General features: G+C 74.1%; 8 protein-coding genes and 1 pseudogene. 4 read left to right on the top strand and 5 right to left on the bottom strand.

Annotated features, from left to right (window positions below; genetic code table 11):
- Positions 1–267: 267 nt before the first annotated feature.
- A complete protein-coding gene (locus tag V7E45_RS34135; protein WP_333778124.1) occupies positions 268–1,281 on the bottom strand; it encodes a polyphosphate kinase 2 family protein in 1,014 nt (337 codons plus the stop codon).
- A gap of 300 nt (positions 1,282–1,581) precedes the next feature.
- Between V7E45_RS34135 and V7E45_RS34130 the strand changes: the two genes are divergently transcribed.
- Both V7E45_RS34130 and dmpI read left to right on the top strand, forming a co-directional pair.
- Entirely contained in the window at positions 1,582–2,448 is an 867-nt protein-coding gene (locus V7E45_RS34130) for a LysR family transcriptional regulator (RefSeq protein ID WP_333778123.1), read from the top strand.
- Between the two features lie 100 nt (positions 2,449–2,548).
- Positions 2,549–2,731, top strand: a complete 183-nt coding sequence (gene dmpI / locus V7E45_RS34125; protein ID WP_443056326.1) for a 4-oxalocrotonate tautomerase DmpI — start codon at positions 2,549–2,551, stop codon at positions 2,729–2,731.
- A gap of 99 nt (positions 2,732–2,830) precedes the next feature.
- Here dmpI and V7E45_RS34120 read toward each other — a convergent pair whose 3' ends face one another.
- The 3 genes from V7E45_RS34120 to V7E45_RS34110 form a co-directional block, all read right to left on the bottom strand.
- Positions 2,831–3,622: a S1 family peptidase gene (locus V7E45_RS34120; protein WP_333778122.1), complete on the bottom strand. Its 792-nt coding sequence runs from the start codon at positions 3,620–3,622 to the stop codon at positions 2,831–2,833.
- Positions 3,623–3,826: 204 nt separating this feature from the next.
- Positions 3,827–6,673 (bottom strand): ATP-binding protein, encoded by a 2,847-nt coding sequence (locus V7E45_RS34115; protein WP_333778121.1) that lies wholly within the window; start codon positions 6,671–6,673, stop codon positions 3,827–3,829.
- A 175-nt stretch (positions 6,674–6,848) separates the two neighbouring features.
- Entirely contained in the window at positions 6,849–7,691 is an 843-nt protein-coding gene (locus V7E45_RS34110) for a helix-turn-helix transcriptional regulator (protein ID WP_333778120.1), read from the bottom strand.
- A 216-nt stretch (positions 7,692–7,907) separates the two neighbouring features.
- On the opposite strand from V7E45_RS34110, the gene V7E45_RS34105 reads away from it, so the two are divergent.
- On the top strand, positions 7,908–9,581 hold the full coding sequence (locus V7E45_RS34105) for an AMP-binding protein (protein WP_333778119.1): 1,674 nt from the start codon (positions 7,908–7,910) through the stop codon (positions 9,579–9,581).
- Positions 9,578–11,227 carry an AMP-binding protein gene (locus V7E45_RS34100; RefSeq protein WP_333778118.1) on the top strand — a complete coding sequence of 550 codons (1,650 nt, stop codon included), beginning with the start codon at positions 9,578–9,580 and terminating at the stop codon, positions 11,225–11,227. The genes V7E45_RS34105 and V7E45_RS34100 overlap by 4 nt, the downstream gene beginning before the upstream one ends.
- A gap of 7 nt (positions 11,228–11,234) precedes the next feature.
- On the opposite strand, the pseudogene V7E45_RS34095 reads toward V7E45_RS34100, so the two are convergent.
- Positions 11,235–11,637: pseudogene (locus V7E45_RS34095) on the bottom strand (hypothetical protein); the annotation flags it as partial.

Here is an 11,637-nt window from a genome sequence, read left to right as displayed (position 1 = left end):
CGTCACGTCCCGCCCCCGCTCGGCGAGCCCCGCCAGCACCCCGGTGAGCCACGCGACCCCGGCCACACCGCCGCCGCCCAGCACCAACGCCTCGGTCATGTCCGCTCCTCGGAAGTCCCTGAACACCGTTGACCCGTAAGGGAATCTACGCCGGAAGGGCCGTCAGAATTCCCGTCGGTGCCAGGGGAGGGTCAGCGGGCGCGTCGGGTCCGAGGACCAGGAGCCTTGCGCGTCGCCTCCGGTCCGGGCGCTGCGGGCCCGGTCCTGTCAGCGCCGGCCGTGCTTCCCGCCGTGCTTCCCGCCGTCCGCCCGCCCGGGTCCGGCCGCCCCCACCGTGTCCGCGCGCGCGTGCCGGGCCGCGTACGGATCGGGCGCGGCCCCCTCCGGCGCCTCCCGCTCCAGCTCCTCCCGGGCGGCGGACAGTTCCCTGCGCGCCTCCTCGCCCACGTCGGGGAAGCGGGGGTCGATGTCCATCAGGGTGTGCGCGAGGACGGCGGACGTGCAGATCCGCGCGACCCACTTGCGGTCCGCCGGCACCACGTACCAGGGTGCCCACTCCGTGCTGGTGGCCGAGAGCATCTCGGAGAAGGCCCGCTGGTACTCGTCCCAGTGGCGCCGCTCGCGGACGTCGGACGCGGAGAACTTCCAGTTCTTCTCCGGCAGGTCGATCCGCTTCAGGAAGCGGACGCGCTGCTCCTCCCTGGACAGGTTCAGGAAGACCTTGACCACCTTGAACCCGTTGTCCGTGAGGTAGTGCTCCCACTCGTTGATCTCGCGGTGGCGCCGGTCCCAGACGCCCGGGCCGCGGGCCCGTTCCGGCAGCCGCTGCCGTACCAGGTTCTCCGGGTGCACCCGCACCACGAGGACCTCCTCGTAGTGCGAGCGGTTGAAGATGGCGATCTCGCCGCGCCGGGGCAGCCGGCGGGCGTAGCGCCACAGGTAGTCGTGGTCCAGCTCCTCGGCCGAGGGCACCTTGAAGCTGCTCACCCGGACGCCCTGCGGGTTGACGCCGCTCATGACGTGCCGGATCGTCCCGTCCTTCCCCCCGGCGTCGAGCGCCTGGAGGCACAGCAGGACCCCGTAGGTGTCCTGGGCGGCCAGCCGCTCCTGGTACTCGGCCAGCAGGGCCACCCCGGACCGCAGCAGCTCCGCCGCGTCCCGCTTGCGCAGCCCGGCCTTCCAGCCCGGGTCGAAGTCCCGGGCGAGGTCCACCCGCGCACCCGGTGCCACGCGCAGGGGTGCGATGAAGTCCGCGACACGTGCGGCTCTGTCGTCCGGCACCACCGGTCAGCCCCTCTCCGGTCAGGGCGGTCGGGGCCTGGCCGCGACACCGCGCACGGCTCGCGGGCCGGGCGGCCGGGAGATCCGCGCCCGGCCCACGCTCATTCTCGGCGCGCCCGGGCAAGATCGCCTGTCGAGGCCGCCGCGCGGGCACGAGGCAGGGCGGCGAGGCGGCGGGCGGCGAGGCGGCGGCTCCCTCCCTCGCCCCCCGTGCCCTGGTAGCCGTACGACGTCCGGTCCGGCATCCGCGCGCGGCCGTGAGCCGGTCACCCGGACGGGTGAGCCCTCTACAGTCGGGGAATGGAACTGCGGCAGCTCACCTATTTCGTCGCCGTCGCCGAGGAGTTGCACTTCGGCCGGGCGGCCGGCCGGCTGCACATCGTGCAGTCCGCGGTCAGCCAGCAGATACAGCGCCTGGAACGGGATCTGGGCGCCGAGCTGTTCGACCGCTCGCCGCGCCGGGTGCGGCTGACGCCCGCCGGTGAGCGGCTGCTGCCCGAGGCGCGGGCGGTGCTGACCGCGGCCGAGCGGGCCCGGGCGGCCGTGGCGCCGCCCGCCGGGCTGCGCATCGGCACCAGCACCGGGCTCGGCGCCCATCTGGACCGGGTGCTGGCCGCGTTCGCCGCGCGGGACCCGGACGTGCCGGTGGAGCTGTACTCGCTGCCCGCCGGGGAACGGCTGGCCGGCGTCGCGGCCGGCCGGCTGGACGCGGCGTTCGTGCGGGCGGCCGAACCACCGCCCGGCGTACGGGTGCTGCCCCTGTGGCCCGATCCGCTGGTGGCCGCCCTCCCGGCCACGCACCCGCTGGCCGCCCGGCCGGAGATCGCGCTCGCCGATCTGGCCGGGTTGCCGCTTGCCCTGACCTCGCGCCGCACCAACCCCGCCCTGGTCGACCTGGTCGTCGGCGCCTGCCACGCGGCCGGGTTCGAGCCGCGGCCCGGGCCCGTCGGCGGCTCCCTCCAGGACACCCTCGCCACCATCGGCTCCCGGCCCCTGTGGACGGTGGTGTTCGCCTCCCACGCGCGCGTGCTGCACACGCCCCGGGTCGCCTACGTCCCCTTCCGCGCGCCAGGCCTCGCGCTGCCCACCGGACTGGCCGTACCCGCCGCCGACCCCACGCCGCACCTGGAGAAACTGCTGCTGGCCTGCGGCGATCAGGAAAGCTGATCGTCACGGTCGCGATCTGCCTCTTGGTCGGCGCCCCGCCGCGCGGTGGACTGGTGGCACCGGCGATCATCCTCGATCGCGGATCACCAGGGAGTCAGTCATGCCGATCGTCACCGTCCAGCAGGGCCCGCGCGACACCGAGCTCAAGCGCGACCTCGTCAAGCGGGTCACCGACGCCTTCGTGGACGCCTACGGGGTCCCGGCCGAGAGCGTGCAGGTGTGGATCCACGAGGTGCCGGCGGACAGCTGGGGCGCCGCCGGGAGGCTCACCGCCGACAAGTAGCCGGGCACGTGGAAAGGGGGGCGCTGCGGGCCGCTCGTGGTGGCTCGCAACGCCCCCCCGGCATCTACCTGAGGGGTGCTCAGGTGCGCTGCTCCCGGGTCAGGACCGGACCTGCGCGGTCACGAGGTCCGAGAAGGTGGTCAGCCGGGTGTACACACCCGGGTAACCGGCCTCCGCGCACCCCTCCCCCCAGGAAGTGATCCCTGCCAGGACGCCCCCGATGAGCAGGGGACCGCCGCTGTCGCCCTGGCAGGTGTCTACGCCGCCGGACGTGTATCCGGCGCAAACCATGTCGGACTGGACGAAGTCCGAACCGTAGGAGCTCTTGCAGCTGGAGTCGGACACGATCGGGACGGTCGCGGTCCGCAGCTGGTTGGAGGAGCTGCCGTTCTCCGAGGTGGTGCCCCAGCCGAGGATCCGGGCGGTGGTGCCGGACGCGTACAGGCCGGTCTGGGACGGGGTGACGTACGACGCCGGCTTGTACGGCATCGACGTCGCGAGGGTCAGCACGGCCACGTCGTCGCCTTCGGTGGCGTCGCTGTAGTCCGGGTTCACCCAGATCTTGCTGACCTTGCCGACCTTGCCGTCGGTCCCGTTCAGGTCGGTCCGCCCGCCGACCACCCGGACACTGCTCGCCGTCTCGCCGACCATGCAGTGCGCGGCCGTCACGACCTTGCGGGCGGCCACCAGGGTGCCGCCGCAGAACTGGCTGCCGGACGCGTCGGTGATCTGCATCACGAAGGGGTACGCCGCGGTGGTGGTGGTCGTACCGCCCACGATGGGCTGGGGTGCGGCGGTCGCCGTGGGGGAGGCGACCAGCGCGGTCGCCGCGGCGGCGGCGGTGGCCACCAGGACCGCGGCGGTGGGTCTTGCACGTCTGAGCCCGAACATGAGTCTCCTCAGTGGCGTTGCCGGTGGGGGGTCGCGCGGGTGTGGGGGTCGGTCACGGAGGTCGCGGGACCGGTCCCCGTATGCCCGGGCGAGCGGCACACCCCTTACGCTAGGACCCGGAACCTCCGTCCCCCAATGAGGGAAACCCCCTGGGGGGTGGGGGAGGGAAAACCCTCGGTCCGGCTCAGTTAACCTGGCACGTCGTCACTTCGCGCGCCGCGCCGCCGCCAAACGGACGATGTCCACGCGCGATCGGATGCCGAGCTTGCGGTAGACCCGGGTCAGGGTCGCCTCGACCGTCTTCACACTGACGAACAGCCGCCCGGCTATCTCCCGGTTGGTGGCGCCCTCCATCACCAGCGCGGCCACCTGACGCTCCATCGAGGCCAGACCCGCCAGCGCGTCCAGGGTGTCCGGGGCCCCCGGCACCGCCAGGGTCGGCTCCGGCTCCCGCCCGGTGAGGGCCTCCTCCACCTGGCGCAGCCAGGGCAGCGCCCGGCAGCGCCGGAACAGCCGCGTGGCCTCGTCGTAGGCCGCCGTCCGGCGCGGGCCGTTCTCCGTGTGCCGGGTGCGCAGCTGGGCCAGCGCGAACGCGGCCCTCGCCTCCTCCAGGCCGTAGCCGAGCTTGCTGAGCCGGTCCTGAGCGGACGTCAGCTGGGCCACCGCGGCCTCCTGGTCGCCGAGGGCCGCGCGGACCAGCGCCTGCGCCCGGTCCAGGACGGCGAGCACGCTCTCCCGGCCGAGCCGCAGGGCGTGCTCCCGGCTGGCGTCGATGACGTCCTGCGCCTCGGCCGGTTCACCGATCCGGACCAGCGCCTCGGCGAGGTCGCCGTGCCAGCGGCCGCGCGCCGGGTCGGTGATGCCGAGCCCCAGCTCCAGGCGGCGCACCCGGCGCAGCGAGCGGACCGTGCCCGCCGGGTCCCCGGCCACCAGCTGGGCGTACCCGAGGGCGCCCAGCGCCCGGGACAGGTACATCTGGTCGCCGTCCTCCTCGGCGTGCTCCACCGCCTCACGGGCGAGCGCAAGCGCGCGGTCCACGTCGCCGCCGGAGGCCTCCGCCAGCGAGGTGAGCATCGCCGAGGCGGTCTCGCCGATGCCCGAGTCCCGGGCGAGGCGCAGGCTCTCGCGGGCCAGTTCCAGCGCCCGGCCGCAGTGCCCGGCCCGCAGCTCGGTCTCGGCCAGGCCGCGCAGGAAGTGCACCTCGCTCTCCACCGAGCCGCGTCGGCGCACCTCGCGCAGCAGCGCGGTGACCGTCGCCCGGGCCTCCACCAGCTGGTCGCCCATGACCAGCCAGCGGAACCGGGCGCTGCCCGCGCCGTTGTGGTGCCAGGCCACCCGCGGGTCCTGGGGCTCCTTCAGGGCGCGCTTGATGGTCCGGGGGGCCTCCGGATGGCCCATCAGCGTCTCGGTCTGCGCCTGGAAGGCGAGGGCGAGCAGTTCGGTGCGCCGGTCGCCGCCGCGCTCGGCCAGCTCGGCGGCGTGCGCTGCCTCCTCCCGGGCCTCGGTGAAGTCGCCCTCCACGATCAGTCCCCGCCACGCCAGCTGGTAGTGGACGAGGGCCAGCAGCCGCGGGTCGTCGCCGGCGTCGGCCAGGGCCTGCGGGAAGACGGCGTCCACCTCGGCCATGGTGTGCCCGGCGGTGTCGATGACGATGATCCAGGCCCGTACCCGGTCCGCGGGCACGGTCGCCCGGGTCAGCACCTCGCGGGCGATGTCCCGGGCCAGGTCGACCTCGCCCGCGGTGATCGCGTCCTCGGCCGCCTGCAGCCGCCGGTCGTCGGGTCCGGGCGCGCTGTCGGCGGGGGTGTGCCGGGCGGCGAGCAGCCCGAGCTGGGCGGCGACCGACGGGGCGCCCCGGTCCCGGGCCAGCGCCGCGGCCTCGGCGAGCCGGGCGGCCACCTCGGGGTCGGTGCCGGTGGTGGCGAGGGCCAGGTGCCGGGCCCGTTCGATCGGGTCGGAGGCCGCGGTCGACAGCGCCGCGTGCGCCGCCCGCCGCTCCTGGGCGGGCGCCTCGGCGTACAGCGCGGCGGAGATGAGCGGATGCGCGAACCGCACCGCGGCCGGCGCCTCCTGCTCGGTGGCCAGCAGGCCGAGTTCGGCGGCCTGGGCGCACTCGGCCTCGGCGTTGTCCCGGCCGGCCGCGTGCAGCAGGGCCACGGTGGGGCGGGCCCCGGCGCTGGCCACCAGCAGGGTGCGGCGGGCCTCGACCGAGAGCATGTCCAGGCGGCTGAGGACCAGGGCACGCAGCGAGGTCGGCACCGGCAGCGGCTCGCCCGGCCGGGGCCGGGCGGCGCTCTCGGCGAGGGCGCGGCCGAGTTCCAGGGCGAACAGCGGGTTGCCGCCGCTGGTGCGGTGGATCTCGCGGACCGTGGAGCGGGGCAGGCCGCTGTGGCCCCGGTGGTCGAGGAGCTGGGCGACCTGGGCGCGGTTGAGCGGGCCGAGCCGGACGGCGACCGTGTCCGGCGGGCAGGCGCGCAGGTGGCGGGCGTACTCCTGGCTCTCCTGGCCCTCCGTGCGTACCGCGCACAGCAGCTGCACCGGGGTGCCCTCCAGACGGCGGGCGGCGAAGCCGAGCAGTTCGGCGCTGGCCGGATCCAGCCACTGCAGGTCGTCGGCGACGACCAGGACCGGGCCGCGGGTGGCGAGCGCGCGCAGCGCCGAGAGGACCGCGAGGCGCAGCGCCAGGCCGTCGCGCAGCAGGCTGGACTCGCCGCGTCCGGTGAGCGCCGACTCCAGCGCGGTGCGCTGGGCGGCGGGCAGCCGCGGGGCGACGTCGTCGAGGACCAGGCCGAGCAGGTCGGCGAGGGCCAGGAACGGCAGGTGCGATTCGGACTCGGTGGCCGAGCAGCGCAGGACGGTGTGCGCGGTGGCCCCGTATTCGTCGGCCAATGCCCGCAGGACGGTCGATTTCCCAATTCCGGCGGCGCCGTGCAGCAGCACGCTGCCGCCCGAGGCGAGCTGGTCGCGCGCGGTCGCGAACAGGTCCTCGCGGCCGATGAGCAGGTCGGGGCGGCATCGGGCAGGCTCCTGGAAGTCCCGTCGCACGGTCACCGCTCCCCTCCTGTGTCGCGTACTGGCCAAATTCTAGGCAACGATCCATGAAATCCGGATGGAGGCCGTGGTGAGGGAAATAACAAACGGTCACGCATTGGAAAATTCAGAGCACCGTCGCATGAATGGGCAGGTTTCCTCACGGTCGCGGCGGCGGGCCCGGCGCCCGCCCTTCCTAGGGCAGCAGTCCGGCCCGGCGAGCCGCGGTCACCGCCTCCCCTCGTGTGTGCGCGCCCAGCTTCCGCATCGCCGAGCGCAGATATCCCTTCACCGTCTCCGGTCGCAGGCCCAGCCGCTCGCCCACGGCCGCGTTCGTGGCGCCCGCCGCCACCCAGGACAGCACGTCCAGCTCACGCGGCGCCAGGCTCGTGCCGGCGGCCGGGCGCGGCGCGGTCAACAGACCGCACGCGGCGAGCAGTTCCGCCCGCAGCGCCGGATCGGCGATCCGCGGCGCCAGCGCGCGCAGCGCCGCATGCGCCTCGCGCACCTGTTCCCAGCCAGCCGCCCCGTCCGTCCCGCCCCGGCTCGCGGCCGGCTCCGTCCTGGCCGAGACCAGCAGCCCCCGCACCTCGTCCCGGACCACCAGCGCCTGCTCCACGTCCCGCGCCGCCGCCACCGCCGCGTCCAGCGTCCGCTCGCCCAGCGGCTGGGCCGAGCGCAGCGCGCCGTACAGCACCCCGCGCACCCGCCGCCGCACCACGACCGGCACCGCGAGCACCGAGCGGATGCCCTCGGCGGCCACCGGCACGTCGTACTCGTGGCTGATGTGCCGGGAACTGGGGTAGTCCATGACCGCGCACGGCCGGCCCAGCGCCACCGCCTTGCCGCCCAGCCCGTTGCCCGCGGTCACCGCGAGCGAGCTGAGGGCCGCCGTCGCGGTGCCACTCAGTTCGCTGATGCGGATCTGCGACCTGCCGGACTCGACCAGGCCCCCGAAGGCGACCGGAAGACCGGTGCCGCGCCGCAGCCGGGCCAGCGCACCACGTATCTCCACCGCCGCCACGGCCTCTGCTGCCACTTCATCGCTCCTTCGGCGCGGCTCCCGTGCTGCCCACACCCCCGTCCGCGTGGACCACACCCCCGTTCGGGGGTAGTGAGACCTGCATCACGGATTAGACGATGCCAGAGAGCCGCCCGGCAATGGTCGGGAACACCGGGAGTGAGCCCGCGGAAGCACACCGGCACCGGCCGGGACCCCGCCGGGGGCGAGCGACCAGACAGGCCTGGAGGAGAGATGACGACGGCGACCGAGCTGTTCCGCAGCGCTCGGGACTTCCTGCTGGAGCACCGCGAGGACTACACGACGGCCTACGAGGGCTTCCGCTGGCCACGGCCCGAGCACTTCAACTGGGCCCTGGACTGGTTCGACGTGATCGCCGCCGGCAACGACCGGACCGCGCTGCACATCGTCGAGGAGGACGGCACCGAGACCCGCCTGTCCTTCGCCGAGCTGGCCGAGCGCTCCAACCGGGTCGCGAACCACCTGGCTTCGCGCGGCGTCGGCGCCGAGGACCGCGTCCTGGTCATGCTCGGCAACCAGGCCGAGCTGTGGGAGACCGCCCTGGCCGCGATGAAGCTGCGCGCGGTCGTCATCCCGGCCACCCCGCTGCTCGGCCCCGCCGACCTGCGGGACCGGGTGGAGCGGGGCCGGGTCAAGCACGTGCTGGTGCGGGCCGAGGACACCGCCAAGTTCGCGGACGTGCCGGGCGCCTACACCCGGTTCGCGGTCGGCGGGCTGCCCGAGGAGGGCTGGGAGCCGTACGAGGACGCCCGCACCGCGTCCGCGGAGTTCGTGCCCGACGGCCCCACCCTGGCCGACGACCCGCTCATGCTGTACTTCACCTCCGGCACGACCGCCCGGCCCAAGCTGGTCGAGCACACCCACACCTCGTACCCCATCGGGCACCTGGCCACCATGTTCTGGGTCGGTCTGAAACCCGGGGACGTGCATCTGAACATCTCCTCGCCCGGCTGGGCCAAGCACGCCTGGTCCAACCTGTTCGCCCCGTGGAACGCCGAGGCGACGGTCTTCATCCACAACTACACGCGCTTCGACGCGGCCCGGCTGATGTCGGAGATGGACCGGGCCCAGGTCACCACCTTCTGCGCGCCGCCGACGGTGTGGCGCATGCTCATCCAGGCGGACCTCGGACAGCTGCGCGGCCGGCCCCGCGAGGTCGTGGCCGCGGGCGAACCGCTCAACCCCGAGGTCATCGAACAGGTGCGGCGCGCCTGGGGCGTCACCATCCGGGACGGGTTCGGCCAGACCGAGACCGCCGTCCAGGTCTCCAACAGCCCGGGCCAGCGGCTGAAGACCGGCTCCATGGGCCGGCCGAGCCCCGGCTACCGCGTCGAGCTCCTCGACCCGGTCTCCGGCGCGCCCGGCGCCGCCGAGGGGGAGATCGCCCTGGACCTGACCGAGCGCCCGGTGGGCCTGATGGCCGGCTACCACGGCGACCCGGACCGCACGGCCGAGGCGATGGCCGGCGGCTACTACCGCACCGGTGACATCGCCGCCCGCGACGAGGACGGCTACCTGACCTACATCGGGCGCGCCGACGACGTCTTCAAGGCGTCCGACTACAAGATCAGCCCGTTCGAGCTGGAGAGCGTGCTGCTGGAACACCCGGCCGTGGCCGAGGCGGCCGTCGTGCCCGCGCCCGACGAGCTGCGGCTCGCCGTGCCGAAGGCGTACGTCGTCCTCGCCGAGGGCTGGGAGCCGGGCCCCGACACCGCCAAGGTCGTCTTCGAGCACTCCCGCGAGGTGCTGGCGCCCTACAAGCGCATCCGCCGCCTGGAGTTCGGGGCGCTGCCCAAGACCGTCTCCGGCAAGATCCGCCGCATCGAGCTGCGCGAGGCCACGGCCGCCGGCTCGGCGCACGAGTACCGCGAGGAGGACTTCCGGTGACCGCAGCGACCCCGCACAGCCCGGCGGCCCCGTCGCCGTCGTACACGCACGGCACGGGGACCACCGCCCTGCTCGGCGACACCATCGGCGCCGACCTCGACCGGGCCGTGGCCGCCTGGCCCGGCCGCGACGCCTTGGTGGAGGTCGCCACCGGCCGGCGCTGGACCTACGCGGAGTTCGCCGCCGACGTCGACGAACTGGCCCGCGCGCTGCTCGCGAGCGGGATCGCCAAGGGCGACCGGGTGGGCATCTGGGCGGTCAACTGCGCCGAGTGGGTGCTCGTGCAGTACGCCACCGCGCGGGTGGGCGCCGTCATGGTCAACATCAACCCGGCGTACCGCACCCACGAGGTGGAGTTCGTCCTCAAGCAGGCCGGGATCTCGCTGCTGTTCGCCTCCCTCAGCCACAAGTCGAGCGACTACCGGGCGATGGTCGAGGAGGTCCGCGGCCGGTGCCCGCGACTCACCGAAACCGTGTACATCGGGGACCCGGGCTGGGCGGCGTTCACCGCGCGCGGCTCGGACGGCCGGCGGGACGAACTGCGGGACGAACTGCGGGCCCGCGAGGCGTCGTTGTCCTGCGACGACCCCATCAACATCCAGTACACCTCGGGCACGACCGGCTTCCCCAAGGGCGCCACCCTCTCCCACCACAACATCCTCAACAACGGCTTCTTCGTCGGAGAGACGGTCGGCTACACGGAGCAGGACCGGATCTGCATCCCGGTGCCCTTCTACCACTGCTTCGGCATGGTCATGGGGAACCTGGCCGCCACCTCGCACGGCGCCTGCATGGTGATCCCGGCGCCGTCCTTCGAGCCGAAGGCCACCCTGGAGGCGGTGCAGCGGGAGCGGTGCACCTCCCTGTACGGCGTCCCCACCATGTTCATCGCGGAGCTGAACCTCCCCGACTTCGACGGCTACGACCTCTCCACGCTGCGCACCGGGATCATGGCCGGCTCGCCCTGCCCGGTGGAGGTGATGAAGCGGGTGGTCGCCGAGATGCACATGGAGGAGGTCTCCATCTGCTACGGCATGACGGAGACGTCCCCCGTGTCGCTGCAGACCCGTATGGACGACGATCTGGAGCACCGCACCGGCACGGTCGGCCGGGTGCTGCCGCACCTGGAGGTCAAGGTCGTCGATCCGGCCACCGGGGTCACCCGGCCGCGCGGCACGGCGGGGGAGCTGTGCACCCGCGGCTACAGCGTGATGCTCGGCTACTGGAACGAACCGGAGAAGACCGCCGACGTCGTGGACGCGGGCCGCTGGATGCACACCGGCGACCTCGCCGTGATGCGGGACGACGGGTACGTGGAGATCGTCGGCCGGATCAAGGACATGATCATCCGGGGCGGCGAGAACATCTACCCGCGCGAGATCGAGGAGTTCCTCTACGCCCACCCCAAGATCCGGGACGTCCAGATCGTCGGGGTGCCGCACGAGACGTACGGCGAGGAGGTCCTCGCCTGCGTGATCCCGCGCGACGGGGCCGAGCCCCCGACCCTGGAGGAACTGCGCGCCTTCTGCGAGGGCAGGCTCGCGCACTACAAGATCCCGAGCGCGCTGCGGCTCCTCGACGCCTTCCCGATGACCGTGTCCGGAAAGGTGCGCAAGATCGAACTGCGGGAGGGGTACGGCTCCTGAAGCCCGCTCAGGCCGCGCCCGCCTCGGCCAGGGCGCGGCCCGGGCCGTTCACCGGGGTGGCGGTGCCGGCCGGATCGAGGACGAACAAGGGGACGCCCAGCGTGTCGGCACACGCGCGGGCGTCCTCGGCGTATCCGCCCAGCGAGAAGTAGGCGCAGCCCGCCGACTCCGTCATGGCCGTCAGCCACAGGCACTCCACGTCCCGCGGGGAGGCGGGGCGCACCGCCGGGTCCACCTGGGCGAGCAGGCCGGGTGCGGCCAGTCCGATGCCGGACGGGGGCCGCTGGTCGGCACGGCGTATGTCCCGGTAGCCGAGCCGGCGCAGGTAGAGCACGGTCGCGGTGACGGCGTCGCGGGCGGTGCGGATGGGCCCCGGCCGCACCGCGTCCGGGCGCGCGGGGGCGGGGGGG

The sequence above is a fragment of the Streptomyces sp. IBSBF 3136 genome (genome assembly GCF_036815105.1).
Taxonomy (GTDB): domain Bacteria; phylum Actinomycetota; class Actinomycetes; order Streptomycetales; family Streptomycetaceae; genus Streptomyces.
The sequence above is the reverse complement of the archived record's forward strand: the minus strand, read 5'-3'. Positions and strand labels throughout refer to the sequence as shown.

Bases quoted from the DNA above. Each gene is read 5' to 3' on its own strand.
- V7E45_RS34120 (WP_333778122.1), bottom strand. From the start codon at position 3,622: ATGTTCGGGCTCAGACGTGCAAGACCCACCGCCGCGGTCCTGGTGGCC.
- dmpI (WP_443056326.1), top strand. From the start codon at position 2,549: ATGCCGATCGTCACCGTCCAGCAGGGCCCGCGCGACACCGAGCTCAAG.
- V7E45_RS34105 (WP_333778119.1), top strand. From the start codon at position 7,908: ATGACGACGGCGACCGAGCTGTTCCGCAGCGCTCGGGACTTCCTGCTG.
- V7E45_RS34130 (WP_333778123.1), top strand. From the start codon at position 1,582: ATGGAACTGCGGCAGCTCACCTATTTCGTCGCCGTCGCCGAGGAGTTG.